Source organism: Streptomyces sp. NPDC039736 (genome assembly GCF_055596485.1).
This window is the reverse complement of sequence record NZ_JBVIUQ010000018.1, coordinates 23,651-49,015: the sequence shown is the minus strand read 5'-3', so window position 1 is coordinate 49,015 and position 25,365 is coordinate 23,651. Positions and strand designations below refer to the sequence as shown.

The following is a 25,365-nucleotide window of genomic DNA, read 5'->3' as shown; positions in this document are numbered from 1 at the left end:
CGTCAGCGGGTACGGAGTTCCGCCCTCGCCGTGACCGCCAGGGCGACGGCGGTCAGCAGGCAGAGCAGCGCCCAGGCCGGGGTGAAGCTGCCGGTGAGGTCGGCCAGCAGCCCGAGCACGGGCGGCACGGTGACGATGGCGATCTGGTTCACGGACATGGCCAGCCCCAGGGCGAAGCCGGTCCTGCCCGGCGGGGCCGCCTCGGTGACGTGGGCGACCCAAGGGCCGTACCAGCCGAAGCCGAAGAAACCGAGCCAGACGAAGACGCCGGACGCGACGGCCGGCGACCGCCCGGCCGGGGTCATCAGCACGGTCAGGCCCGCGAGCACGGCGACCATGCAGACCAGCACGACGGCACAGCGCCCGGACCGGCTCCGGTCGCTCCAGGCCGCCAGGCAGATCCGGCCCGCGACACCGGCGGCCTGGGAGGCCACCAGGACCAGCGCCGCCGTCCCGGCGCCGACCGATGCCGTCCGGTGGAGGTGGAGCACCGTCAGAATGCCCACGCCGCACTGCACGGAGACCAGGCTGGTCCCCGAGAGCATGATCTTCACCGTGGACGGCTCCCGGAGCATGCGCAGCCGGGCGCGGAGCTGGGCCGCGAGCGGGAGCGGGGCCTCCTCGTCCTTCGGGACGTCCGGCGCGGGCGGCCGGCGGTGGCAGCCCATGAAGAGACCGGCTCCGAGCAGCGCGACGAAGCCGCTGGCCAGCAGGGTCGCCCGCCAGCCGAACTCCACCGCCACGAAGGGCAGTACGGCCGAGGCGAGCGCCGCTCCCAGCGGCAGCCCGGCCTGCCGGACGCCCATGGCGAAGCCGCGCTGCGACGCGTCGAACCAGGACGCCACCGACTTGCTCCCGCCCGGCTGGACGGTGCTGTACCCCATCCCGACCACGAACAGAGCGGTCAGCAGTGCCGCGTATCCCGGTGCCAGGCTCCCCGTGCACAGAGCCAGCCCGACCGTGCCGGCCCCGATGCCGACCACCCAGCGTTCGCTGTAGCGGTCCAGCAGCTCGCCCGCCACCAACAGCCCTGCCAGCGGCGCGAGTTGGGCAGCCGAGACCAGCAGGCCCAGTTGCGCAGTGGTCAGGTCCAGGGCGCTCTGCAGGTGGACGCCGAGCGCGCCGATGCCGCCCACGAAGAAGCCGGACGCCGCCTGGGTGAAGGTGGCGACGCCCAGCACGACCCAGCGGTAGCGCCACGGGTCGCCGGACCGCAGTCCGGTGCGCCTGGCGGAACGTACGACGTGCCCTGCCGTGCCTTGTGTCATGCCCGACACCCTGCTGTCATGGTCTTGTGCAGCTCAACCCTTACGGCGCGGACGCGGTGAATCTCGCCGCGGACCTGGCCAGCCGACGGCCCGGCAGCACGGAAGAGCTGGCGGATCGCTGCCGTGCTGCCGGGCTCGTACTGGAGCGCCCGGTGACGGCGGACGACCTCGACCGTGCCGGGGCCGCACTCGACGCCTGGGAGGAGGTCGTCGACGCCGCCGGGGAGCAGGAGCGCGCCGAGCTGCTCAACCGGATGCTGGCCGAGGCCGCCGCCTACCCACGGCTGACCTCCCACCCCGGCACCGGCTGGCATCTGCACTACCGGGACGAGGAGCAGCCGCTGGGCTCCGTCCTGTTCACGCTGTTCGCGGTCGGCACGGCGTTCCACCTGGCGGGCCGGGGCATGCACCGCCTGGGGCGCTGCGAGACGGCCGGATGCGCCACGGCCTTCGCCGACACGTCGCGCACCGGACGGCAGCGCTACTGCTCGCAGCGCTGCGCCAACCGTGACGCCGTCCGCCGGCACCGGGCGCGGTCGACGCCTGCCTGACCGGAGCGTGCTCCGGCCGGCCTGCGGCCTCTGCCTACGTCCTGGGGCGCAGGCAGGTGGAACAGTCGGGGGACGGGGAGAACAGGCCGTGGACGAGGGCCCGTGTCGTGCGGTCGAGGTCGGACTCGGGCAGGGCGGAGGGCAGCAGGGCGAGGGGGACGAGAGTGAGCAGGAGGACGGGGGCGTAGGCGGCGGGCGCGGGGGCCGGGGAGGCGGTGCCCGCCGTGTCCGGGGTGGTGAGGGGGGCGGAGTTCCTGGCGTAGTCGCTGAGGCGTTGGTGCAGCCAGGACTTCGCGGCCCAGTACAGGGGGTGGTCGCTTGTGCTCGCGGCCTCCAGCAGTACGTCGGGGGAGCGTTGCCGGAGTGAGGCCGTGAGCGGGTGCTCGCGCAGGAGGCGGGTGGCGTACGTCAGTTGAGCGGCCAGCTCGCAGAGCGGCGGGAGCCGGGTGAACAGCGACTGCGGAGGTTCGGCGGCGTGCTGGAGAAGCATGTCGAGGCCGTAGGCGAGGGCTTCGGAGAGCAGCAGCCGGGGGCGGGGCCAGTGCCGGTAGAGAAGGCTCCGGTGGGTGCCCGCGAGCTGGGCGATGTTCTGGAGGCCGGGCGTGCGGACGCCGCGTTCGGCCATGGCCTGGAGGGTGGCCTCGTACACGAGGCGCTGCGGAGGCGGGTCCATCACCCGGGGACGAGCGTTCATGCCACCAGCGTGGCCGCGCTCCCGGCTGCCGCGCGGTCGATACCCCACAAGATCACCCAGAGGTGGCGATCGGCGGGGGGTGCAGGAAAAGTGGGACGCTTTCGGGGGAAAGTGTCCCACTTTTCGGGAGGGGGGACTTTTTGGCGGGAGGAAGCACGTCACCGTCCGGGCCCGGACGGTGTGTTCAACGCACCAGAGCGCTGCCGAGGAACGCCGTCCAACTGGCGGAGGCGACGGTGAAGACGGGACTGGAGTCGCTCAGCTTGGAGTCACGGACGTGGACGGTGTGGGGGCACGCGGAGACCTCGACGCACTCACCGCCGCTGCCCGCGCTGTACGAGGACTTGTGCCAGTCGTAGGCCACTTCGAGGCACTCCCCTCCGCTGCCCGCGCTGTAACTCGACTTGAACCACCGGAGGGTCTTGCTCATGTAAGTTCTCCCGCCAACTGTTCGACGAAGCCTAGTGACTTACGGGGACTCAAAGCCTGTTCCCGGATCTTCGCATACCGCTGGACGTAGACGCTCACTGCTGAGGGTTCATCGATCAGTGTGCTGATGTCTTGAGTTTCCGTGTATGCCCGATACTCGTGGTCGCGCGTTTCGATGACAGTCAACGGGCCCCGATCACCCGCGTATTCACCCTCGTAGCCGCAGTCCAGGGTGAGCACCCGCATGGTGACATTCCGGCGCTTGGCGCACTCGATGAGATGCACCAACTGATCTCGCATGATCGCCCTGTTGCCGACTCCGCGGGAGAGGACCGCCTCATCGAGGATGACCTCGATCATGGCGATCGGGTCGCGGTCGAAGAGTTGCTTGCGTGCCATGCGTCCTACCGTCAGCTCCTCCACCCGTGCTTCAGAGTTCAGTGGGTAGGTGCCGTTGAAGAGAGCGCGCATGTACCCCTCCGTTTGGAAGAGCCCATGGATCACGTGCATCGAGTAGATGTGCAGTGACACGGCATGCCGCTCCAGCTCCGCGAACGCCTGGAACTCGGATGCGTACCTCTCACGTCTTATCGCGATCATTGCGTCCCTGAAAAAACCCGATCCCTCACCGAGGACCGCTTCCAGCCGCATCAGCATCTGATCACTGGGCGGTTGGGCAAGCGTCTCCAGCGCGCTCACCGCTGCACCTGAGTATCCGAGTTCGTGGCCGAGCCGCTCCTGGGACCATCCTTTCTGCTTGCGGATCGACAGAACCATCTTCGCTACCAGCCTTGCCGTCGGACCCGCCGATTCCTTGTTCTCCGAACTCGCCATCGCGCCCACCGATTCGCTCTCAACTGGCCTCAACCAGCCTCAACCAGTCCCCACCGAATTCAACCCGTCGCAACGGAAGCTCGTTCTGCTCAACGGTCCGCCGAAGCCTATGGAAAACGTAAGTCAGACCTCGCCAAGCTGTCAGCGTGAATACGCAAACTCGCGAACTAAACATCGACTGGATTCCCGCATCCGGCTTCCAGCTCCGCAAAGCGGGCGTGCAATTCGATGCCGTACGCATCGAAGGCGACGCGGGCCGACGCGTGGCGGAGGCGCTGGAGGAGATGACGGACGGCGACCCCGGACCGATCGTCGCGGAGGTCAGGGGTGCGCGCGCCGTGTACTTCCTGGTCCGGGCCGGCAGCACGGGGTACCGGGCGTGGCCGCAGGGCGTGACCGTACTCAACTCCGGCCCGAACAGGGTCAGTTACATCCCGGTTCCCGCACTCAGTGGCGGGACCTGGCCATTGGTGTGGTGGTGTCCGCCGAGTTCGGCCGGGCGGCGGGTGCATCTGGGACTGCTCGCCGGGACGGCGGACGCGGTGCTGGGGGAGGGGTCAGCGGAATCGGAGTCCTCACCCGTATGAGTGGGAAAGGCCAACTCGGCTTGCGTGGCGCGCTGTTGATGGTCGCGTAATGGTCACCGACACATCAACACACTGACATAAGTCGGCCCCGCGGTGTTCTCAGCACCCGGGGCCCGGCACCAGGAGAAGCAAGCTCCGATGCAGATTCACCGTACCTCCCCCACGCGCGCCTTCACCGTCTTCCGGAATGAATTGCTGCGCGATTGCTCGATCTCCTGGTGCGCGGCAGGCGTACTGATGTACCTCATCAGCCTCCCCGAGGAAGCCCGCGCGTCCGTCCGCTCACTGGCGGAGAAGCGCAAGGAGGGCCGCGCCCGGATCGCTTCCGCCCTGCGTGAGCTGGAGAAAGCCCGGTATCTGCGGCGCGAGGTGCGCAAGGACCCCGGGTCGGGGCAGCTCCGCACGGTGTACGTGGTGTTCGACAACCCGTACGACAGGGGTGACGCGGAGCCCGTCGAGGCCGATCCCGGAAATGAACCCGAAAGTGGCCGGAACCCGGCCCCCGGCGGCCCGGAGGCTCCCGCGACGGGCCCGAAACCCTTGGTTTCAAGCACCTCTTCCAAAGAACCTCCCTCCCTGGCGGAGGGCGGGGCCGACCCGGCCGTACGAACCGGCCGGGCCGCCCGCTTCCTGCACGGGCTCGGGCGGACCGCCCCCGCCCTGTCGCTGGGAGCCGCCGAGGCGCTGAAGCTCGCACCGCTGGTGGAGGTGTGGTGGGAGCGGGGGGCCAGTGACGCCGTGCTGACGAAGGCGCTGACGGCGGGGCTGCCCACGGAGGTGCACTCGGCCCCGAAGCTCCTCGCCGACCGGCTGCGGCGCAAGTGCCCGCCGGTGCCGCCCGCCCCGCCGGAACCGCTGCTGCGGCACGCGTGCGAGGGGTGCGGGGCGCGGCTGCCGCACGCGGGGCGGTGTGCGGCGTGCGTACGGGCGGCGGCGCGGGACAGCCGGGAGCCGGTGCCGGTCGCCGAGGGCGTGCTCGGGTTCATCGAGTCGGCCAGGCGGGGCGCGGAGGCGGCACGGGCCGCGATGCGGGGGCTGGGCGGGGACGCGCCGACATCGGGCGGCCTCGCGGCGGTGTAGCGGGGCGGGGCCCCGTACGCCCAAGGGCTTCCGGTCCGGACCCGGGCCGGTGGAAGCAAGTAACCGAAGAAGCAGGAAGGGATCCTTGTGACCGCATTGCTCGAACCACCCCAGGCGGTATACCGGCGGTATACTGTTGTCATGGCCGACACCACGATCAAGGTTGACCCCGACACCCGAGACCGGCTCATGGTCCTCGCCAGGGAGCGCGGCATGACCATGCGCGACCTGCTCACGGAGCTGGCCGGTGCCACGCCCACCCGTGAGGAGCTCCGCAAGCGGTACGAGGCGACCAAGACGTACTGCGAGACGCACTTCGGCGTGACGCTGACCGACGACGACCACGATCGGGCCGAACAGGCGTGGAAGGACTTGGAGGCCGGACGGCCCGTGGACAGCCTGTGACCCGATCCGTGGCGGTGGTCTACGACGAATCCGCGCTGCTCGCTCTGGGCCGGGGCAACCGGCTCGCCTCGCAGTTCCTGTCCAACACCGAGCACGGACCGACCCGGCACGTGTACGTGCCCGCCGTCTGCCTCGCCACGGCGGACGGTGTGCGCAAGGGGCTCGCGGACCACGTCGGAGCTCTGCCCGCCGCCGAGATCGTGGATCTGGATTTCGCAGGTGCCTCGGCGCTGGGCGCACTGCTCAGGGACGGGATCGCGATGCCGGTCGGACACGCCGTACATCTGTCCCGCCCCACTCTGGACTGGCCGGACGGGCGGCCGGTCGTAACGGTGGAGCCGGAGCTGTATGCCGACATGCCGCTGGTGCGAACCATCCGGCTGCCCTGAGGTGAGGGGGTGGGGCGCGCCCCACCCCCGGCGTGGCGACCGGCCCACCCACTCGCGGCGGGGCGGGATCAGCCCCCCGCCCCCCACTTCCGGGTGAACTGCCCGGGTTCGCTGTCCGTGCCCATGGAGAAGTCCTGGAGGAGCTCCTTGCCCTCGTGGCGGATGATCCGCAGGTTCCGCGAGGTCGTGTCCCGTGGGCACTGCTGGTCGGAGGTGTCGCGGTCGAGGGTCATCGGGCCGAGCACCAGCAGGTTCCCCGCGCCGCCGACGGTCGCCGTCTTCACGCACAGCACGTCGCCCGGCAGCGGGCTGCCCTCGGCGTCCGTGCGGGGCATGGTCTCGTCGATCCGGACGAGCGGGGCCCCGACCGGCCCCTGGCTGACGGTCAGGGTGGTCCGGTAGCGGTCCTGCTGCTCGCGCGGCAGCTCCTTGAACGGCACGCTCTGCCAGACCCCGACGAACCGCGCGGGCACCGCCTCCGGTCCCGCCTTCGCCCGCTTCAGCGTGGCGGTGAGCTGCCCCGATCTCCACTCCAGTACGTCGGCCGAGCGCAGGGTGAGGGTCTGGCGGGCGGCGGGGGCGCACCGCTTGGCGGGCACGCCGGTGGTCACGTTGCTCTCGCCGAGCTCCACCGCGTCGGCGCTGGCCGAGACCAGTACCGACCGGCCCATGCACAGCAGGTCCGGGCCGACCTGGACGTACGTTCCGGCCTTGTCCCCGGCCCGCCCCTGGGCGAGCTCGATCCGCCGGGTCTCGCTCGGCATGTCCTGGTCCCCGCGCACGACGCCCTCCCACGCCCCGAGGAACGCGGCGGGCACGGCACCGGCGTCCTGTGCGGGGCGGGTGGGCGAGGGGGAGGCCCCGCCGCCCGCCGCGCCCGGCGTCTCCTTGTCCCGCGCCTGGTGGGCGGCGAAGGCCCCGCCCGCGGCGAGCGCCAGCACCGCGCAGACGGCGACGACGGCCCGGTGCCGGCGGCGGGGCGGGGCGGCGGTGGGGGAGTCGGGCGTGCCGGTCCCCTCGGGCGCTGCGGGGGGTGTGGGGGGTGCGGCCGCGCGCTCCTCGTCGCCCGCCGTGCCCCGTACCTCGAAGTCCAGCAGTTCGGCGTTGCGCTCGCCGATCAGCGCCAGCACCCCGGCGGGCAGCCACGGCCCCGGCGGGGGCGACAGGTGCGCGGCGATCGTCGCGGCGTCGGGGCGGGCGGCGGGGTCCTTGCGCAGACAGGCCCGCACCAGACCGGCCAGGTCCTCGGGCAGGTCCTCCGCCCCGGGCAGCCGCGGCTCGTCGTGCGCGATGCGGAACATCACCGAGTGCGCCCCGCTGGCCCCGTCCCCGAAGGGCTGCGTCCCGCTCGCCGCGTACGCCAGCAACGACCCGAGGCAGAAGACGTCGGAGGCCGTGCCGACCCGCTCGCCGCGCACCTGCTCCGGCGACATGAACCCGGGCGACCCGAGCAGCTCGCCGGTGCCGGTGAGGGTGAGCGCGCCCTCCCCGGTGACCGCGTCCAGTGCCCGCGCGATGCCGAAGTCGATGACGCGCGGGCCCTGCACGGCCAGCAGGACGTTCGACGGCTTGAGGTCCCGGTGGACGAGACCCCCGGCGTGGATGGCCTCCAGCGCCTGCGCCAGCCCGTACGCCAGGACCCGTACCGTGTCGGGCGGCAGCGGACCGAACTCCCGGCCCACGACGTCACGGAGGGACGGCCCCGGGACGTACGCGGTCGCCACCCACGGCACTTCGGCCTCCGTGTCGGCGTCGATGACCTCCGCCGTCCAGAGGCCGCCCGCGCGCCGGGCCGCCGCGACCTCCCGGGCGAACCGCTCCCGGAAGGCGGGCTGCTGCGCCAGGTCCGGCTGGACGAGTTTGACGGCGACGGTGCGCCCCCCGGCCGACCGCGCGAGGAACACGCGGCCCATGCCGCCCGCCCCGAGCCGGGCGAGCAGCCGGAACGGTCCCACCCGAGCGGGGTCTTCGGCTCTCAGCGCATCCACGGCGGCATGATCCCACGAGGCGCGGCGGGCGGCCGAGGGCCTCCGGGAGGGTCAGCCGGCGGCGCGGGTCAGGCGGCCGGTCTCGTTGTCCTCGACGGTGGCGGTGGTGCTGGTGACGCGGGTCGGGCGGGACGGGTCCTCGCACCGGGGGTCGCTCAGGACGGTCGCGCCCCACGTCGACCGGAAGAGGACGGAGGGGGAGGGGTCGCCGAAGTAGCGGCGGATCTCCCACTGTTCGGTGCCGTTGGCCTCGTCCGTCCGCAGCCGGAACCTGTCGTGCGTGAGGTGCACGAGGAAACCGGCGCTGACGGGGCGGTTGTGGTGGTCGAAGTGGACGCGTCCCACGTACGTCCCGCCGAGGTCTCCCGGGTCCGCCCAGTCGGCGGCGGTGCCGCCGCATTCGGGAGCGGGAGCGGGAGCGGAGGCGGCCCCGGCGGGGGCCGGGGCGGCGGCGAGGAGGGCGGTGGTCAGGGCGGCCGCGCTCAGGGTGGCGGCGAGGGGGCGGTTCATGCGGAACATCCTGTTCCAGTACGCCGGGCCGCCGCGCGGGGGAACTCCGAATGGACGCGGGGGCGAGGGAGCGCGAGAAGGCGTGCGGAGACGGGTGTGCGCCGGGCATGATCCCCGTTATGACTGCTGCCGAGATCGTTCTGATGGCCGACCCCCGCATAGCCGCCGTGCCGGTGCGGGACTGCGGCGAACCGCTGGTCGACGTACGGGAGTCCGGGCTGGAGCTGAGGCCGGAGCGGGTGGACGGGGTGGAGGCGTACGCGCTGCTGCGGTCGGGCGTCGTCGAACGGCTGCTGAAGGCACAGGAGCTGCTGCCCGACGGGCTGCGCCTGGTGATCGTGGAGGGTTACCGGACGCCGGCGCTCCAGCGGGAGTACTTCGAGGAGTACGAGGAGGAACTGCGCGGCCTGCACCCGGACTGGCCCGCCTCCCGCGTCCGGTCCGCGGCCAGCCGCTATGTGTCGCCGCCCGAGATCGCCCCGCACAGCGCGGGCGGCGCGGTCGACCTGACGCTCGCGGACGCGGCGGGCGTCGAGCTGGACATGGGCACGCCGATGAACGCGAGCCCGGAGCAGAGCGGCGGCGCGTGCTACACGGAGGGCCCGGGCGTGGGCGCCGCCGCGCGGGCGAACCGGGCGGTGCTGGGCGCGGCGCTGGACGCGGCGGGTCTGGTCAACTACCCGACGGAGTGGTGGCACTGGTCGTACGGGGACAGGTACTGGGCCCTGGCCCGGGGCGAGCGGGCGGCCCTGTACGGACCCCGGGGCTGAGGCGGCCCGGTCCGGACGCGTTGCGCGTCAACACCGTTCCGGTGCAAGGGCGTTGACAGTGAACTGTCGTGATGACAGCCTGCTGTCACCGGTCCGAGGGGGCCGCGTTCCACGATCTCCAGGAGACGTCCATGTCCCGCAAGACCGTGCACCTCGCCGTCTACGACACCTACTCCGACTGGGAGTCCGGCCACATCACCGCCGAGCTGGGCGACCAGGGGTACACGGTCAGGACCGTCGCCCTCACTCCGGAGCCCGTCACCACCAAGGGCGGCCTCCGCGTCCTCCCGGACCTCGTCCTCGCCGGCCTCCGGCCCGAGGACAGCGCGCTGCTCATCCTGACCGGCGCCGAACTCTGGGACGAGGGCGTGGAGCTGGAGCCCTTCGCCAAGGCCGCCCGGACCTTCCTCGACGCCGGGGTGCCCGTCGCCGCCATCTGCGGGGCGACCGCGGGGCTGGCCCGCGAAGGGCTCCTCGACGACCGCCCGCACACCAGCAACGTCCCCTTCTACCTCGACGCCACCGGGTACCGGGGCGGCGCCCACTACGTCGACACCGACGCCCTCACCGACGGCGACCTCATCACCGCCAACAGCACCCAGCCCGAGGCCTTCGCCCGCGAGATCCTGCGCCGCCTGGACGTGTTCCCGCCGGAGAAGCTGGACGCCTGGTACCGGCTGTTCCACGACTCCGATCCCGCCGCGTACGAGGTCCTCGCGTCGTGACGTCCCCGCGCCCGGGCGCCCGCTCCCCGGAGACCCTCGCCCAGCAGCTCCTCACCCGTACCGCGCTCGGCGTGTTCCACCTCAACGGCCAGTTCGTGGCCGTCTCCGACCGGATGGCCCGCGAGGTGGGCCTCACCGCCGCCTGGTGGCAGGTGCTGGGGGCCGTCGACCGAGCGCCGGCCCCCGTCGCGGCCGTCGCCCGCACCATGGGCATCACCCGCCAGAGCGTGCAGCGCATCGCCGACGTCCTGGTGGAGCGGGGCCTCGCGGAGTACGCCGACAACCCCGCCCACCGCCGGGCCAAGCTGCTGCGCATCACCGGGGAGGGGGCGGACGCGCTCCGCCGGTGCAACCCCTCCCACGAGGCCCTGGCGAACCGGCTGCGCGCGGAGCTGGGCGAGGAGGGCTTCGCGGAGACCGTCCGCGTCCTGGAGCGCCTCTCGGCGGCGATGGACACGGTGCCCCCGGCATTCCCCTCCCCACCGGCCGCGCCATGAGGGACACTCGGTGACGAAACGGTAGCGATCGGCAGACTTCTCCGTCGTACGACGGCACTATCCTCGGCCCATCGCTGTCGCATCGGGGGAGGGTGGCACAGCAGTCATGGCCATGGAGAAACTGGGGCCCGTCGACCCCCAACACATCGGCGCCTACCGCCTGTTGGCCCGGCTCGGTGCGGGCGGGATGGGCCAGGTCTACCTGGCCCGCTCCGACCGCGGCCGTACCGTCGCCGTGAAGCTCGTACGGCGCGAACTCGCCGAACAGGAGGAGTTCCGCTCCCGGTTCCGCCAGGAGGTGCGGGCGGCGCGGCGCGTCGGCGGGCACTGGACGGCTCCCGTGCTGGACGCGGACACCGAGGCCGAGGTGCCGTGGGTGGCCACGGGTTACGTCGCCGGTCCCACCCTCCAGCAGGTCGTCTCCGGCGGGCACGGGCCGCTGCCCGAGCGCTCGGTGCTGATCCTGGCGGCCGGTCTCGCCCGCGCCCTGAAGGACATCCACGCGGCGGGCCTCATCCACCGCGACCTGAAGCCCTCCAACGTCCTGGTCACCATCGACGGCCCCCGCGTCATCGACTTCGGCATCGCCCGCGCGCTGGAGACGGTCACCGACAGCGGGCTGACGCGGACGGGCGCGCTGGTCGGCTCACCCGGGTTCATGGCCCCCGAGCAGATCCGGGGCGACCGGGTCACCGCGGCCTGCGACGTGTTCTGTCTCGGTTCCGTGCTCGCGTACGCGGCGACCGGACGGCTTCCCTTCGGTACGACGCACAGCGGCGTCCACGCGCTGATGTTCCGCATCGCACAGGAGCCGCCGGACCTGGCGGACGTGCCGGAATCCCTGCACGACCTGATCCGCGACTGCCTCCAGAAGGCACCGGAGGCGCGCCCGGGCCTGGACGCGGTCCTGGCCCGCACCGGCCCGGCGCAGGCCCCGGGCGAACCGTGGCTCCCGGCGTCGCTGGTGGCCCAGCTGGGCGCGCACGCGGTGCAGTTGCTGGACCTGGAGAACCCGACGACGTCCTTGCCCGGGGCGGGGCCCGGGTCCGATTCCGGGTCTGATCCCGGGGCCGGGCCCGGAGCCGGGGTGCGGACGCCGACGATCGGTGTCGGGACTCCGCTGCCGCCCGGGACGCAGCCCCCCGGGGGCAATGTGCACGCGCTGCCCACGATGAGCGTCGGCCCGCGGCCGGGCGGCCCGCCCCCCGGCGACCCGAGCGGCGCCGGTACGAGCGGCCAGGCCCCCTCCGCACACCCCGGCGCACCGGGCTCCGCCGGACCGCCCGCCCCCGGGACCCCCGGCGCGTCCGGCACTCCCGGCGCCTCCGGCAGCGCGGTGCCGCCGCGTGCCGCCCCGGGCCCGGGGCTCCCCGCGCTCCCGCCCGCCGCTCCCGCCCCGTACGGCTACCCCGGCGCCCCCGCTCCGCAGGCCGCCTACGCCTACCCGCCGAGCGGCTTCGACCCGTACGGCAGGCCCACCCCGCCCGGCGGCTACGGCTACCCCGGCCCGGCTCCCGGCCCGGCCCCGGAGCCCCCGGCGCAGCGCAGCAGGCGTTCCACGGCCGCCCTGGTCGTCGTCGCGGTCGTCGTCGCGCTCGCGGCGGGCGGCTCGGTGTACGCGTTCATGCGGGGCGACGGCCAGGACAGACCGCCGGCCGCCGTCGGCACGTCCGACGACAAGCCCTCCCCGCGGGGCTCGGCGTCCTCCTCGGGCGGCGTCCCCTCCAGCGGCACGGTCACCACGCCCCCGCCCACCTCGGCCGACCCGGCCGGAACGATTCCCTCCGAATTCCTCGGCACCTGGCACGGCACGGTGAGCGGGGACTCGGGGACGAGCACCCGCGACCTCACGCTCCGGCAGGGGCGGTCCGGCGAGATGGTGATGTCGCTGGTGGCGGAGGGGTCTTCGTTCCGCTGCCTGTTCGAGGCGGAACTCGCCGCGGACCCGCCGCCGGGCGGACCGGTCCGGCTGGGCCCGTCCCGGGTGGTGACGGGCCCGGCCGCGTCCTGCTCACCGGGCCGGGCGTCGGAGGTGGTGCTCCTGCCGGACGGCAGAATGCGCCGTACGACCCCGGACAACAGGTCCGTCACCTACACCCGGTCGGACTGATCCCGGTACGTCAACTGAAGACGATCATGGAGCCCTGGCCCAGGCTCCGCGTGGTGGCGGCGTGCAGCCCCAGCCAGACGTGCCGTTCGCGCGCGAAGGGCGAGGGGTCCGTCACCGGGGCCGCGGGCTCGTCCAGCGCGGTCGGCCCGGCGGGCGGCAGCGGAGGCGCGGGCGGGTTCGCCGGATCGATGCCGATCGCGGGGGCGACGTACTCCAGCTCCCGCAGGAGTCCCTGGGCGGAGCCCAACGGGCCGCCTCCGGCGAGGAGTTCCTCGTTGGAGAGGGGGGCCGGGAAGTCGACCGGGACGTACGCCCCCGCGTGGTCGAAGTGCCAGACCAGGTGCGAGTGGAGCGCCGTCTCCTCGAAGATTTCGAGCAACTGCTCGTAGTCGCCGCCCAGTTCGTCGACCGGTGTCACCGCGAGCCCGCGCGCCTGGAGCATGTACGCGCGCCGCAGCAGGTGCAGGGCGTCGTAGTCGAAGCCCGCGACCGGGGCCACGTCGCCGGACAGGCCCGGCATGTACGGGAAGATCGGGACCGTCGGCAGACCGGCGTCGGTGAGTGCCTTGTCGTAGGCGGCGATCTCTTCGGCGAAGGGGTTGTCGGGGCTCTGGCAGAGGATGTCGACAAGGGGGACCAGCCACAGGTCACAGGCCAAGGGGTGCGCTCCTCCACGGTCCGGGAAGTGTCGGGGATGTCCGGGGCTCCCGGCCCCGTGGTCGGCGACCGGTCGGTCCAGGCAGCGTAATGCCATGTGTGCGCCGAGCGAAGACCACCGGCGACAAGCCCCGGGCCGGCCGCTCCACCGACGCCCGCACCGCCACCGGGCGCACCGCCCCGCCGGTGTCCGCGCCCGCGCCGGTACGGCCGCCTCAGAAGCCCGGCGGGCCCGCGTACCCGCCGCGCCCCTCCAGCCGGTCCGCCCACCCGAGCGCCCGCTCGTCGTGCTCGGCGAGGAGCGCGTACACCCCCTCCTCATCCCCCCGGGCGAGCGCCGCGACCACCTCCTCGTGCCGGCTCCACAGCCCGCCCGCGCCGCTGCCCGGCGCGTGCCGCAGGAGCTCCGCGCGCAGCCGGGATATGGAGAACACCCAGCAGCGGACCCGGAGTTGGTGGAGGAAGGCGGCTATGTGGGGGTTGCCGACCATGGTCGCCAGCTCGCTCCAGAAGCGCAGGTCGTAGCCGATCAGCACGTCCAGGTCCCCGGCGCCCGCCGCTCGGGCGGCCTCCTCGGCGCGGCGGCGCAGCACCGCCAGCCGGTCGGGCGCGAGGTCGCTCGCGGCGATGGCCAGCCGGCCCTTGACCCCGGCGACGACGAGCGAGCGGGCCTCGACCATGCCCCGGAACTCGGCGACGCTGTACTCCCGCACCCGGAAGCCCTTGTGCTGGTCGGATTCCAGCAGGCCCTGCGCCGCGAGGTCGAAGAGGGCCTCGCGCACCGGGGTCGCGGAGACCTCGTACTGCTCGGCGATGTGCTTGACGGTGAACTCGCGGCCGGGCGGCAGGCGTCCCGCCAGGACCTCGTCCCTCAGCGCGTCGGCGAGCTGCTGGCGCAGCGTGCTGCGGTGCACGATCCCGCGCGCACCGGCTCCGCTCGCGGGCATGGTGTCTCCCCCTTCGTCCGCTCCGGACACCTTATGGGGCGTTCGGAGCGGGACAAGGGGGAAGATCACATTCCGTTACGCGGCCGGGTCCGCGGTCCGGTCCGCGGCCGCAGCCGAAGCCGAGGGCGCACCCGAAGCCGCGGCCGGCGGGACGGTCACGCCGTGTGTTCGTCCGCCACCGCGAGCGCCTCGTCGAGCGCGGCCAGGCCCTCCTTCGCCTCGGCCTCGGTGACGTTGCACGGCGGGACGACATGGGTGCGGTTCATGTTGATGAAGGGCCACAGGCCGTTCTTCTTGCAGGCCGCGCCGAAGGCCGCCATGGGGGCGGCGTCCGCGCCGGTCGCGTTGTACGGGACGAGCGGCTCGCGGGTCTCGCGGTTCCTGACCAGCTCCAGCGCCCAGAACATGCCGGTGCCGCGCACCTCGCCGATGCTCGGGTGCCGCTCCGCGAGGTCGCGCAGGCCGGGGCCGATGACGCTCGCGCCGATGTGGGCGGCGTTCTCGACGACCTTCTCCTCCTCCATCACCCGGATCGTGGCGACGGCGGCGGCGCAGGCCAGCGGGTGCCCGGAGTAGGTGAGGCCGCCCGGGAAGGCCCGCTTCTCGAAGGTCTCGGCGATCGCGCCGGAGATGGCGACGCCGCCCAGCGGCACGTAACCGCTGTTGACGCCCTTGGCGAAGGTCATCAGGTCCGGTACGACGTCGTCGTGCTCGGCGGCGAACCACTTGCCGGTCCGCCCGAAGCCCGCCATGACCTCGTCCAGCACGAACACGATCCCGTACCGGTCGCAGAGCTCGCGCACGCCCTGGAGGTAGCCGGGGGGCGGCGTCATGATCCCGGCGGTGCCGGGGACGGTCTCCAGGACGATCGCGGCGACGCCGGCCGGCCCCTCGAAGACGATGGTGTCCTCCAGGTGCTGGAGGGCGCGGGCGCACTCCTCCTCCTGGGTCGCGGAGTAGAACGCGGACCGGTAGAGGAACGGCGCCCAGAAGTGGACGGTGCCCGACGACCCGTTGTCGGAGGCCCAGCGGCGCGGGTCACCGGTGAGGTTGATGGCCGTGTTCGTCGCGCCGTGGTACGAGCGGTAGGCGGCCAGCACCTTGTGGCGGCCGGTGTGCAGGCGGGCCATGCGCACCGCGTTCTCGACGGCCTCCGCCCCGCCGTTGGTGAAGAAGATCTTGTCGAGGTCGCCGGGGGTGTGCGAGGCGATGAGGCGTGCGGCCTCGGACCGGGCCTCGACGGCGAACGCGGGCGCGAAGGTGGTCATCCTCGCGGCCTGCTCCTGGATCGCCCGGACGACCTCGGGGTGCTGGTAGCCGATGTTGGTGAAGACGAGGCCGCTGGTGAAGTCGAGGTAGCGGTTGCCCTCGTAGTCCCAGAAGTACGACCCCTCCGCGCCGGCGACGGCCAGGGGGTCGATCAGGCCCTGCGCGGACCAGGAGTGGAACACGTGCGCCCGGTCCGCGGCCTTGACGGCTGCGCCCTGGGCCGGGTCGGGGGTGAGATGAGGGGTCATGGGGGGAGGGTAGATCGCCCCGGGCGGCAGGGGCCATGGCCATCCTGTACGGGATGGGCCGCCCGGATCGGCAGGGTGTCGAGGCAGACCCCCGCCGGAGCCCCGGGAGGCCGCGGGGAGGCGGGCCCCGCAGGGGGCGCTCCGCCGTCGGCCGGGGAGGGCGGGCCCGCGCCGGCGCGGCCCCGCTAGCGGGGCGGCTCCGGAGGGCGCTGGCGGGGCATGTTCGGGCGGGCGCCCGGGGGGAGGGGGATGCGGCTCGGGTGCGGAACGCCGGGCTCCGGGCGGGCCGGGGACGCGCCCAGGGTCTGCATGACCAGGGGAGCGGGCCCCGAGCGGAACTCGACCATCCAGTCCGTCGTCTCCACCCGGATCAGCTCGGTGATGTCCTCGGTGAAGCGCCGCAGCACCCCCAGGCACCGCTCCGCGGCCTCGCTCGCCGTGCCCTCCGTCGGCCCCAGGATCTCCCGTACGCTCTCCGACGCCCAGTCGAACTGCAGGGCCGTCAGCCGCCGCTGCACCGCCTGCGCGGTGGCCATGTCCCGCATCCACCCCGAGGTCAGCCCGAAGTACCGGTCGCAGGCCAGGCACGCGGCCCCCGCCAGCAGCGCCAGATACCCCCATCCCGCGCCCCCGGCGACCGTGCCCGTCAGGTCGAGCAGGGGCAGCGAGGCCCCGGCCACCACCCCCACCGCCGTGCCGATCCGCAGCGCCCGCGCGCCCCGCCGCTTCCAGCCCCGGTCGGCGAGGTACCAGCGGGCCGTGCGCAGCGCCCCCGCCTCCACCCACCGGTACAGCTCGTCCAGCCGCTCCGCGGGCTCGCCCCAGTCACCGAGCGGAAAGGGCCGGCCGGCGAGGTCCTCGGCGTCCCAGCCCCACTCTTCCCCGCCGTTCCCGGCGAAATCGTGACCGGAACCGGCGTCGTGCCGGGCCGGCGGCCCCTCGGGCTGCATCTCCGGCTGACTCACCGGGCACTCCTCTGCTCTTCTGCTCTGAGAGTTCCGCACCGGGAACGCCGTACGGCGAACCGGCAAACTGCTCCGTACGGGTGCGCTTGCCCTTCCTACCGCCGCAGGGCGCGCCCTGGGGCCGTTGTCCCGGTATTTCCCCCCGTACGAGGCCGTGAACAGGTGGAGGAGCCGAAGCGCCGTCACTCGAAAGAGTCAGCTCGTACGGCGTGCGGCGGGCCGTCGGGCGACCACGTAGGCTCGGATCGACCGACCTTTCGACCCGTACGCGTTCCCCGTGATCCGTACGAGGTCCTCCCGACCCGTAGGAGACATGCCGTGATCCCCGGTGGTGGCCAGCCCAACATGCAGCAGCTGCTCCAGCAGGCCCAGAAGATGCAGCAGGACCTCGCCCAGGCGCAGGAGGAGCTCGCCCGCACCGAGGTGGAGGGCACCGCCGGCGGCGGCCTGGTCAAGGCGACGGTCAACGGCTCCGGCGAGCTGCGCGGCCTGGTGATCGACCCGAAGGCGGTGGACCCGGAGGACACCGAGACCCTCGCGGACCTCGTCGTCGCCGCCGTCCAGGCCGCGAACGACAACGCCCAGACCCTCCAGCAGCAGAAGCTCGGCCCGCTCACCCAGGGCCTCGGCGGGATGCCGGGCCTGCCCTTCTAGGGCGAGCCACCGGCCCGCGGCCCTTCTGCGCGGGCCCCCGCAGCAACTACCGTACGAACCGAGCACGACCGCAGGAAAGAACAGGAAAGGCACTCCGTGTACGAAGGCGTGGTCCAGGACCTCATCGACGAGTTGGGCAGGCTGCCCGGCGTCGGTCCCAAGAGCGCGCAGCGGATCGCCTTCCACATCCTCCAGGCCGAGCCGACGGACGTCCGCCGGCTCGCGCACGCCCTGCTGGAAGTCAAGGACAAGGTCCGCTTCTGCGCGGTGTGCGGGAACGTGGCGCAGGAGGAGCGGTGCAACATCTGCCGCGACCCGCGCCGCGACCAGACCGTCATCTGTGTCGTGGAAGAGCCCAAGGACGTGGTCGCGATCGAGCGGACGCGGGAGTTCCGGGGGCGCTACCACGTGCTGGGCGGCGCGATCAGCCCCATCGAGGGCGTCGGCCCGGACGACCTGCGGATCAGGGAACTGCTCGCCCGCCTCGCCGACGGCTCCGTCACCGAGCTCATCCTGGCGACGGACCCGAACCTGGAGGGCGAGGCCACGGCCACCTACCTGGCGCGGATGATCAAACCCATGGGTTTGAAGGTCACCCGGCTGGCCAGTGGTCTCCCCGTAGGGGGAGATCTTGAGTACGCCGACGAGGTCACGCTCGGGCGTGCCTTCGAGGGGAGACGATTGCTGGATGTCTGAAGCCACCGCCGCAGCGACGCCTGTCGGCACCGAAGCCGAACCGGACGACTTCGCCGTCCAGATCGCCGACCAGATCGAGAGCTTCCTCCTCACCGTCACGGAAGTGGCGAAGGGCGACGAGCCGGACAGCGCGGTGCCCTTCCTGCTCCTGGAGGTGTCCCAGCTCCTGCTCGCGGGCGGCCGGCTGGGCGCGCACGAGGACATCGTCCCGGACGAACGGTACGAGCCGGACCTCGGCCCCGAGCCGGACGCCGACGACCTGCGCATCCGCTTCGCGCGCATGCTGGAGCCGATCGACGTCTACTCCGAGGTCTTCGACCCGTACGAGCCGCGCAAGGCGCCCGTCCCCTGCCGGATCTCCGACGACCTCGCCGACATCGTCACCGACCTGCGGCACGGCCTCGCGCACTACCGCGCGGGCCGCACGTCCGAGGCGCTGTGGTGGTGGCAGTTCTCCTACTTCTCCAACTGGGGCTCCACCGCCTCGGCCTGCCTGCGCGCCCTCCAGTCCCTGGTGGCGCACGTCCGCCTCGACCAGCCGCTCCAGGAGCTGGACGGCCTGGACACCGACGAGGACCTGGGCGAGAAGGACCTGGAGGAGGAGGCGGGCCGCGTGATGCTGGAGGAGATCGCGGGCCCGCTGGGGCTGCGGACCACGTAGCGGACGCCGGTACGGGGAGGGGGGCGGCCCGCGCGGTGCGGGCCGCCCCCCTCCCCGTACGTACCGCCGCACAGCGGGCATGTGAGGCAGGACACCTTTCGCGTAGCCCCCGGGGAGCGGGGCAGCATCCCGTTCGAGCAGGCAGGACGCCGGCGGCGGGACCAGTGCGTGAGCGGGACGTCTCACCATGCGATACCCGCCCGGCGCGGGACTCCCGCTCGTTAAACTGACCCGAGCGCAGTAATGAACTGCCGCAATGGACTAACGAGGAGCGCACGTGGGCCTTGTCGTGCAGAAGTACGGAGGCTCCTCCGTCGCCGATGCCGAAGGCATCAAGCGTGTCGCCAAGCGAGTCGTGGATGCCAAGAAGGCCGGCCATCAGGTCGTCGTCGTGGTGTCCGCGATGGGCGACACCACGGATGAGCTGATCGACCTCGCCGGGCAGGTATCTCCGATCCCTGCCGGACGCGAATTCGACATGCTGCTGACCGCGGGAGAGCGGATCTCCATGGCCCTGCTGGCCATGGCGATCAAAAACCTGGGCCACGAGGCCCAGTCCTTCACGGGCAGCCAGGCCGGAGTCATCACCGACTCGGTCCACAACAAGGCGCGGATCATCGACGTCACCCCCGGCCGCATCCGGACCTCGATCGACGAGGGCAACATCGCCATCGTCGCCGGGTTCCAGGGCGTCAGCCAAGAGGGGAAGAACATCACGACCCTCGGTCGCGGTGGCTCGGACACGACGGCCGTGGCGCTGGCCGCCGCCCTCGACGCCGAGGTCTGCGAGATCTACACGGATGTGGACGGCGTGTTCACCGCCGACCCCCGGGTGGTGAAGAAGGCGAAGAAGATCGAGTGGATCTCCTTCGAGGACATGCTGGAGCTGGCCGCGTCCGGTTCCAAGGTGCTGCTGCACCGCTGTGTGGAGTACGCACGCCGATACAACATCCCGATCCACGTCCGCTCGTCCTTCTCCGGACTGCGCGGCACCTGGGTCAGCAACGAGCCGCAGGGAGACCAGCAGGTGGAGCAGGCCATCATCTCCGGAGTCGCCCACGACGTCTCCGAGGCCAAGGTCACGGTCGTCGGCGTCCCGGACAAGCCGGGCGAGGCCGCGGCGATCTTCCGCGCCATCGCGGACGCCGAGATCAACATCGACATGGTCGTGCAGAACGTGTCCGCCGCCTCCACCGGGCTCACGGACATCTCCTTCACGCTGCCCAAGACCGAGGGCCGCAAGGCCACCGACGCGCTGGAGAAGGCGCGCACGGCCATCGGCTACGACTCGCTGCGCTACGACGACCAGATCGGCAAGATCTCCCTGGTCGGAGCCGGTATGAAGACGAACCCGGGCGTCACGGCCGGCTTCTTCGAGGCGCTCTCCGACGCGGGCGTGAACATCGAGCTGATCTCGACCTCCGAGATCCGCATCTCGGTGGTCACCCGCGCCGACGACGTCAACGAGGCCGTCCGCGCCGTGCACACCGCCTTCGGACTCGACACGGACTCCGACGAGGCCGTGGTCTACGGAGGCACCGGAAGGTGACGCACAAGCCGACGCTCGCGGTCGTCGGGGCGACCGGAGCGGTCGGCCGGGTCATGCTCCAGATCCTGTCGCAGCACGCCGACGTCTGGGGCGAGATCCGACTCCTCGCCTCCCCGCGCTCGGCCGGCGCCAAGCTGGCCGTGCGCGGGGAGGAGTGCGAGGTCCACGCACTCTCCGAGCAGGCTCTGGAGGGCGTGGACGTCGCGCTGTTCGACGTGCCCGACGAGGTGGCCGCCCGCTGGGCGCCCGTCGCCGTCGCCAAGGGCGCGGTGGTGGTGGACAACTCGGCCGCCTTCCGCCAGGAGGCGGACGTTCCGCTCGTGGTCCCCGAGGTCAATCCGCACTGCGTACGGGTCAGACCGCGCGGCATCGTCGCCACCCCCAACTGCACCACCCTCTCGATGATCGTGGCGCTGGGCGCCCTGCACGCCGAGTTCGGCCTGGCCGAGCTGGTGGTCTCCTCGTACCAGGCGGCCAGTGGGGCCGGGCAGCGCGGCATCGACACCCTGCGCGCCCAGCTCTCGCTGCTGGCGGCCGAGCCGGACGCGGGCACCACCCCCGGCGGGGTGCGCCGGGCGGTCGGCGACGACCTCGGCCCGTTCCCGGCCCCGCTCGCGCTGAACGTCGTGCCCTGGGTCGGCACCCCGCAGGACGGCGGCTGGTCCTCGGAGGAGCTGAAGATCCGCGAGGAGTCCCGCAAGATCCTGGGCCTGCCCGATCTCCGGGTCACCGCGACCTGTGTCCGGGTACCGGTCATCAGCACGCACTCCGCGTCCGTGCACGCCCGCTTCGAGTCCGAGGTGACCGTGGCGCGGGCCGAGGAGATCCTCGCCACCGCCCCCGGCGTGGTCCTCTTCGACGACCCGGCGGCCGGCGACTTCCCCACCCCCGCCGACGTGGTCGGCACCGACCCCACCTGGGTCGGCCGGGTGCGCCGCTCGATGGACGACCCACAGGCCCTGGAACTCTTCGTCTGCGGCGACAACCTGCGCAAGGGATCTGCCCTGAATACGGTGCAGATCGCCGAATTGGTCGCTTCCGAACTCGCTCCGAACTGACCGGAATTCTTTGTAGGATCCGTGAAAGCCCTGTGGATGAGTGACAGGTCCGGACCACAGAGGATGGACTGTCGGGCAGGGCACTGTCGTGCAGGTTTCCCGTTGCGCGGGGGGTCGTACGGGAAAGTGTGCGGGCCGCCGTGCGGGGAGCACGGGAGGCACGGGAAGCACCAGCAGCACGTGAAGCACGGGACGTTCGGGAAAGTTTCGGGGAAGCCCGGGGAAGTCCGGAAGGTCCGCGGGAGTTCGGGAAGGGCCGCGGGTGATGCCTGCGGCCCCGCGGGAACCGGCGGTCGGGCGCGTGGCGTCTTCGCCGACGCCCTCGGACGGGCCGCGGCGATTTCGGGGAAAATTCCGGGGTGAATTCCGGGGCAAAGGGGAGGGGCGGTTACGCATGGGGCACATCGATGCGGCGCGGGTGGGGCACCGCGCGACGCGTACATCGAGCACGCCGGTGAAAGCGGCGACCCGCGCGTACAACCCTGACGGGGAGAAGCGTGTCCAACAGGCGTGGCAGCAGAGGTTCTCGACATCACGGCGGTCTCGCTGCGCGGCGCGTCGGCGCGCCCGCGGCGCAGGTCCCGCGTGCCCGGCGGCATGCCGGTGATCGCCCCCATGCCCGCGGCGCGCCCGGTGCGCCTGCCGGTGCAGCAGGCGCTCTCCGCGATCCCGTCGATGGCGGCGCCTCCCGTGCCGCCGGCGGTGTCGCCCGTCAGGTCCGTACCGGACCGGTCCGCCGCGCCCTCGGGACCCGGGCCCGTGGGCGCTGAGGAGAGGACCCTCGCCGGACACCCGGCCGAGGGCACGCAGAGCGCCGCGGGCGCGTACGGCGCGGCGGGCACGCCCGGTGCGGCAGGCGCGCAGAGCGCCGCCGGCCCGCACGCCGCCGCCGAGGGCACCACCGTCGACCACCTCACCGAGACCTACCGCGCGCACTACCGCTCACTGCTGGGCCTCGCCGCGCTGCTGCTGGACGACCTCGCCTCCTGCGAGGACGTGGTCCAGGAGGCCTTCATCCGGGTCCACTCGGCGCGCGGCCGGGTCCGCGAGCCCGAGAAGACCCTGGCCTACCTGCGCCAGACGGTCGTCAACCTCTCGCGCTCGGCGCTGCGCCGCCGCATACTCGGCCTCAAACTCCTCTCCAAGCCGATGCCGGACATGGCGAGCGCGGAGGAGGGGGCGTACGTCAGCCTGGAGCGCGACGCGCTGATCAAGGCCATGCGCGGCCTGCAGCGCCGCCAGCGCGAGGTGCTGAGCCTGCGCTACTTCGCCGACATGACGGAGGCCCAGGTCGCCGACGTGCTCGGAATATCGCTGGGCTCGGTGAAGGCGTACGGTTCACGCGGGATCGCGGCGCTGCGCGTCGCGATGGAGGCGACCGCATGAGCGGGAGCGACCAGGAGAGGCACGGGCCGGACGGGCCGCGCACCGACCGGACCGGAAAGAACAGGGCTGTGAACGACGGGCGCGACGGGCGCGAGGAGCGCCACGGGCGGGAGAACCCGGCGCATCCTCGCGGGGAGTCCTCCGACTCCCGCACCGAAGCCTTCGGCGACAGGGGTACGACGTCCTGGGGCGCGGACGGCGACGACAGGGGTACGTCCTGGGGCTCGGACGGCGGTGCGTTCCCGGCCGGTGCGTTCCCCGGCGGTGCGTTCCCCGCCCGGAACGGCGGTGGTTCCTCCCCGGGCACGGGCGGTCCCTCCCCGGCCCGCGACGCCTTCCCGGGGCCCCGCCGGGCCCCGGCGCCCACGCTCGCCTTCCCCGCCCCCGGCCCGCAGCCGGCCGGCGCCGCCCTCAGCCCCGACGAGCTGGCCATCAGGCGCCTCATGCAGGGCGCGGTGCACGACCTGAAGCCCGCCGACGGCGCGCTGGACCAGCTGCGCCGCGCGGTGCCGCTGAGGCGCACCCGCAGGCGGCAGGCGGTGGTCGGGGCGGCCGCCGCGGCACTGCTGATAGGCACCGCGATCCCGGCCTTCCTGCACGTCTCGCGCTCCGACGGCAGCACCACCGCGCACTCGGCCAACGCGGGCCACTCCCAGAGCACCGAAGGCTCCGACGGGGACAGGTCGACCGGCACCGGCAGCGACGGCACCGGCCAGGGCCCGGCCGACCCGCAGGGCAAGACACCGGGCAAGACCACCGGCAAGGACCCCGGCGCCTCCCGGCCCCCGGCCCCCGGCGTCCCCGACACCGGGCAGAACGTCACCGAAGGCTCCGACGAGCACCGCCCGGACGCGTACGAACAGAGCGGCGACGCGCCCGAGAAGCCCGCCTGCGACGGCGACCAGCTCCAGGTCATCCAGGCCACCACGGGGGCCCCGGACGCCACGGGCAAGGTCTACGGGGCGTTCCGCATCGCCAACAAGTCCGGCGCGGAATGCACCGTTCCGGGCGAGGGCCGGATGAAGTTCCAGGCGATGGGCGCGGCCGACCAGAAGCGCATCAAGGTCGTCGAGCACAAGCAGGGCGACCCCGCGGTGGGCCTGCCCGATCCGGCGAAGGAGGCGCGCAGCCTGGTGCTGCCGCCGGAAGCGGCGTACGAGGTGCAGTTCGCCTGGGTGCCGCAGGACACCTGCCCCAGCACGAACGACACCACCCCGGAGCCGACCCCCACGGGCGAGAACCCGGGCGCGAGCGGCACGGTCGGCGGCACCCCGGGCGGCGAACCGGGCGGCAAGGTCCCCGAGCCGGGCCCGGAGGACGCGAAGTCGACGGGCACCACGACGCAGCTCCTCACCGGCGACGGCGACCCGGCGGACGGCAAGGTGGCGGTGACGCACACGCCGGAAGAGGGCGCGCCGAGCGCCGCGACGACGATCCCTAACGCGTGCGCGGGAACGATCTACCGGACGGGCGTCCTGGACGCTCCCTGACCGGCGGACTCCTCCTGGCCGGTGGTCTCCTCCTGACCGGCGGACTCCTCCTGGCCGGCGGTCTCTTCCCGCCCCGTGGAACCACCCCGACCGGCGGTCCCGTCGTGACCGCCCGTCCCCCCGTCCTCGCTCGGAAGCCCGAGTGCGAGGTCCCGGGCGGCCTCGACCTCCCTGCGCACCAAGCGGAACCACATGAACAGCACGAACCCTGCGAAAACGAACCACTCGCCGGTGTACCCGAGGTTCTGGAACGCCTTCAGGTCCAGCCCGCTGCCCTGCGGCGCCACCGCGGGCACCGCCTTCATCCCGGCCGGCTGCCCGGAGCTCTGCGTGATCCACGCGTCGTGGACGTCGTACGGCACCAGATTGACCAGCGTCGCGGAGCTGATCATCCCGACCTGCCCCCGCGGCAGTCCGCCCGCCGCGTCGACGCCGTCGGTCCGCGCGTTCTCGGAGGCCTGAAGCGCCCCGACGACGGTGACCGGGCCCCGGGGCGCGGGCGGCGGCGCGGCCTTGTCCGCGTCCCCGGCGACCCACCCCCGCACCACGGGCAGCGCCGGGCCGCCCTCCGTCCGCAGCATCCCCAGCACGTAGTACCCGTCCCGGTCGTCGAGCCGCCGGCCGGGCACCAGGAACTGCTCCGCGTACGTCCCCCTGGCCTCGGCCTGCTTGCCGGACGTCTCGGTGGTCACCGGCAACAGCTCCGCCAGCGGTACGGCAGCCTGTCGGGCGGGATCGGGGGCGGCCTCGGCGCTGCGGTGCGAGTCGACCCGGTCCTCGAAACGGCCGAGCTGCCAGGACCCCATGAAGATGCAGAAGGGGATGGCCAGCACGACGAACAGGTTGATCCCCCACCACCGCGGGGTCAGCAGAAACCGGTACACCCCCCCAAGGTACGTTCCCCTCCTCCGGTCCCCCCACGCGCCCCTGCGGGGTGCGGCCCGCTCG

27 protein-coding genes are annotated in these 25,365 nt (G+C 72.9%); 16 read left to right on the top strand and 11 right to left on the bottom strand.

Annotation, left to right across the window (positions count from 1 at the left end; genetic code table 11):
* Positions 1 to 2: 2 nt before the first annotated feature.
* Positions 3 to 1,268: an MFS transporter gene (locus ACZ56L_RS34455; protein ID WP_471068991.1), complete on the bottom strand. Its 1,266-nt coding sequence runs from the start codon at positions 1,266 to 1,268 to the stop codon at positions 3 to 5.
* Positions 1,269 to 1,294: 26 nt separating this feature from the next.
* Here ACZ56L_RS34455 and ACZ56L_RS34450 point away from each other — a divergent pair, with 26 nt between their 5' ends.
* Positions 1,295 to 1,819, top strand: coding sequence for a CGNR zinc finger domain-containing protein (locus tag ACZ56L_RS34450; RefSeq protein WP_471068989.1), 525 nt, complete (start codon positions 1,295 to 1,297; stop codon positions 1,817 to 1,819).
* Positions 1,820 to 1,853: 34 nt separating this feature from the next.
* Here the strand turns inward: ACZ56L_RS34450 and ACZ56L_RS34445 are convergent, their stop codons facing one another.
* The 3 genes from ACZ56L_RS34445 to ACZ56L_RS34435 form a co-directional block, all read right to left on the bottom strand.
* Positions 1,854 to 2,513 carry a TetR/AcrR family transcriptional regulator gene (locus tag ACZ56L_RS34445; RefSeq protein ID WP_471068987.1) on the bottom strand — a complete coding sequence of 220 codons (660 nt, stop codon included), beginning with the start codon at positions 2,511 to 2,513 and terminating at the stop codon, positions 1,854 to 1,856.
* 184 nt (positions 2,514 to 2,697) lie between these two features.
* Complete coding sequence (locus ACZ56L_RS34440) at positions 2,698 to 2,943, bottom strand: DUF397 domain-containing protein (protein ID WP_471068985.1); 246 nt, start codon at positions 2,941 to 2,943, stop codon at positions 2,698 to 2,700.
* Positions 2,940 to 3,776, bottom strand: a complete 837-nt coding sequence (locus tag ACZ56L_RS34435) for a helix-turn-helix domain-containing protein (RefSeq protein ID WP_471068983.1) — start codon at positions 3,774 to 3,776, stop codon at positions 2,940 to 2,942. The genes ACZ56L_RS34440 and ACZ56L_RS34435 overlap by 4 nt, the downstream gene beginning before the upstream one ends.
* Before the next feature lie 146 nt (positions 3,777 to 3,922).
* Here ACZ56L_RS34435 and ACZ56L_RS34430 point away from each other — a divergent pair, with 146 nt between their 5' ends.
* From ACZ56L_RS34430 to ACZ56L_RS34415, 4 genes are all read left to right on the top strand, one after another.
* Positions 3,923 to 4,363, top strand: a complete 441-nt coding sequence (locus ACZ56L_RS34430; RefSeq protein WP_468690845.1) for a hypothetical protein — start codon at positions 3,923 to 3,925, stop codon at positions 4,361 to 4,363.
* Positions 4,364 to 4,501: 138 nt separating this feature from the next.
* Positions 4,502 to 5,443, top strand: coding sequence for a hypothetical protein (locus ACZ56L_RS34425; RefSeq protein WP_468690843.1), 942 nt, complete (start codon positions 4,502 to 4,504; stop codon positions 5,441 to 5,443).
* Positions 5,444 to 5,584: 141 nt separating this feature from the next.
* Positions 5,585 to 5,848, top strand: coding sequence for a hypothetical protein (locus ACZ56L_RS34420; RefSeq protein ID WP_345220447.1), 264 nt, complete (start codon positions 5,585 to 5,587; stop codon positions 5,846 to 5,848).
* Positions 5,845 to 6,237: a PIN domain-containing protein gene (locus ACZ56L_RS34415; protein WP_345220445.1), complete on the top strand. Its 393-nt coding sequence runs from the start codon at positions 5,845 to 5,847 to the stop codon at positions 6,235 to 6,237. Before ACZ56L_RS34420 ends, ACZ56L_RS34415 begins: the two co-directional genes overlap by 4 nt.
* A 68-nt stretch (positions 6,238 to 6,305) precedes the next feature.
* Here ACZ56L_RS34415 and ACZ56L_RS34410 read toward each other — a convergent pair whose 3' ends face one another.
* Entirely contained in the window at positions 6,306 to 8,225 is a 1,920-nt protein-coding gene (locus tag ACZ56L_RS34410; protein WP_471068979.1) for a serine/threonine-protein kinase, read from the bottom strand.
* 51 nt (positions 8,226 to 8,276) lie between these two features.
* Entirely contained in the window at positions 8,277 to 8,735 is a 459-nt protein-coding gene (locus ACZ56L_RS34405) for a hypothetical protein (RefSeq protein ID WP_471068977.1), read from the bottom strand.
* A gap of 119 nt (positions 8,736 to 8,854) precedes the next feature.
* Here ACZ56L_RS34405 and ACZ56L_RS34400 point away from each other — a divergent pair, with 119 nt between their 5' ends.
* From ACZ56L_RS34400 to ACZ56L_RS34385, 4 genes are all read left to right on the top strand, one after another.
* Positions 8,855 to 9,505: a M15 family metallopeptidase gene (locus tag ACZ56L_RS34400; RefSeq protein WP_345220439.1), complete on the top strand. Its 651-nt coding sequence runs from the start codon at positions 8,855 to 8,857 to the stop codon at positions 9,503 to 9,505.
* Positions 9,506 to 9,636: 131 nt separating this feature from the next.
* Positions 9,637 to 10,230 (top strand): type 1 glutamine amidotransferase family protein, encoded by a 594-nt coding sequence (locus ACZ56L_RS34395; RefSeq protein WP_471068975.1) that lies wholly within the window; start codon positions 9,637 to 9,639, stop codon positions 10,228 to 10,230.
* Positions 10,227 to 10,727 (top strand): MarR family winged helix-turn-helix transcriptional regulator, encoded by a 501-nt coding sequence (locus ACZ56L_RS34390; RefSeq protein ID WP_468690835.1) that lies wholly within the window; start codon positions 10,227 to 10,229, stop codon positions 10,725 to 10,727. Before ACZ56L_RS34395 ends, ACZ56L_RS34390 begins: the two co-directional genes overlap by 4 nt.
* 112 nt (positions 10,728 to 10,839) lie before the next feature.
* Positions 10,840 to 12,837 (top strand): serine/threonine-protein kinase, encoded by a 1,998-nt coding sequence (locus tag ACZ56L_RS34385; protein WP_471069026.1) that lies wholly within the window; start codon positions 10,840 to 10,842, stop codon positions 12,835 to 12,837.
* 10 nt (positions 12,838 to 12,847) lie between these two features.
* On the opposite strand, the gene ACZ56L_RS34380 is transcribed toward ACZ56L_RS34385, so the two are convergent.
* The 4 genes from ACZ56L_RS34380 to ACZ56L_RS34365 all read right to left on the bottom strand — a co-directional run bounded on the left by ACZ56L_RS34380 (position 12,848) and on the right by ACZ56L_RS34365 (position 16,923).
* The gene (locus tag ACZ56L_RS34380) at positions 12,848 to 13,495 is read right to left on the bottom strand and encodes a hypothetical protein (protein WP_345220432.1); all 648 of its coding nucleotides are present in this window, start codon (positions 13,493 to 13,495) and stop codon (positions 12,848 to 12,850) included.
* 214 nt (positions 13,496 to 13,709) lie between these two features.
* Positions 13,710 to 14,441 (bottom strand): GntR family transcriptional regulator, encoded by a 732-nt coding sequence (locus ACZ56L_RS34375; RefSeq protein ID WP_471068972.1) that lies wholly within the window; start codon positions 14,439 to 14,441, stop codon positions 13,710 to 13,712.
* Positions 14,442 to 14,596: 155 nt separating this feature from the next.
* Entirely contained in the window at positions 14,597 to 15,958 is a 1,362-nt protein-coding gene (locus tag ACZ56L_RS34370) for an aminotransferase class III-fold pyridoxal phosphate-dependent enzyme (RefSeq protein ID WP_471068970.1), read from the bottom strand.
* A 185-nt stretch (positions 15,959 to 16,143) separates the two neighbouring features.
* Positions 16,144 to 16,923: an SLATT domain-containing protein gene (locus ACZ56L_RS34365; RefSeq protein WP_380837417.1), complete on the bottom strand. Its 780-nt coding sequence runs from the start codon at positions 16,921 to 16,923 to the stop codon at positions 16,144 to 16,146.
* 318 nt (positions 16,924 to 17,241) lie between these two features.
* Between ACZ56L_RS34365 and ACZ56L_RS34360 the strand changes: the two genes are divergently transcribed.
* The 7 genes from ACZ56L_RS34360 (at position 17,242) to ACZ56L_RS34330 (ending at position 24,417) form a co-directional block, all read left to right on the top strand.
* Positions 17,242 to 17,577 carry a YbaB/EbfC family nucleoid-associated protein gene (locus ACZ56L_RS34360; protein ID WP_468690828.1) on the top strand — a complete coding sequence of 112 codons (336 nt, stop codon included), beginning with the start codon at positions 17,242 to 17,244 and terminating at the stop codon, positions 17,575 to 17,577.
* 96 nt (positions 17,578 to 17,673) lie between these two features.
* A complete protein-coding gene (recR, locus tag ACZ56L_RS34355; protein ID WP_345220423.1) occupies positions 17,674 to 18,273 on the top strand; it encodes a recombination mediator RecR in 600 nt (199 codons plus the stop codon).
* The gene (locus ACZ56L_RS34350) at positions 18,266 to 18,934 is read left to right on the top strand and encodes a DUF5063 domain-containing protein (RefSeq protein ID WP_468690825.1); all 669 of its coding nucleotides are present in this window, start codon (positions 18,266 to 18,268) and stop codon (positions 18,932 to 18,934) included. The genes recR and ACZ56L_RS34350 overlap by 8 nt, the downstream gene beginning before the upstream one ends.
* A 277-nt stretch (positions 18,935 to 19,211) precedes the next feature.
* A complete protein-coding gene (locus tag ACZ56L_RS34345; protein ID WP_345220417.1) occupies positions 19,212 to 20,483 on the top strand; it encodes an aspartate kinase in 1,272 nt (423 codons plus the stop codon).
* Positions 20,480 to 21,541 carry an aspartate-semialdehyde dehydrogenase gene (locus ACZ56L_RS34340; protein WP_471068965.1) on the top strand — a complete coding sequence of 354 codons (1,062 nt, stop codon included), beginning with the start codon at positions 20,480 to 20,482 and terminating at the stop codon, positions 21,539 to 21,541. The genes ACZ56L_RS34345 and ACZ56L_RS34340 overlap by 4 nt, the downstream gene beginning before the upstream one ends.
* A 759-nt stretch (positions 21,542 to 22,300) precedes the next feature.
* Positions 22,301 to 22,927, top strand: a complete 627-nt coding sequence (locus ACZ56L_RS34335) for a SigE family RNA polymerase sigma factor (protein WP_401765667.1) — start codon at positions 22,301 to 22,303, stop codon at positions 22,925 to 22,927.
* Positions 22,924 to 24,417, top strand: a complete 1,494-nt coding sequence (locus ACZ56L_RS34330; RefSeq protein WP_471068963.1) for a hypothetical protein — start codon at positions 22,924 to 22,926, stop codon at positions 24,415 to 24,417. Before ACZ56L_RS34335 ends, ACZ56L_RS34330 begins: the two co-directional genes overlap by 4 nt.
* Here the strand turns inward: ACZ56L_RS34330 and ACZ56L_RS34325 are convergent.
* Complete coding sequence (locus tag ACZ56L_RS34325; RefSeq protein ID WP_471068961.1) at positions 24,387 to 25,301, bottom strand: SURF1 family protein; 915 nt, start codon at positions 25,299 to 25,301, stop codon at positions 24,387 to 24,389. The genes ACZ56L_RS34330 and ACZ56L_RS34325 overlap by 31 nt on opposite strands.
* Positions 25,302 to 25,365 lie beyond the last annotated feature (64 nt).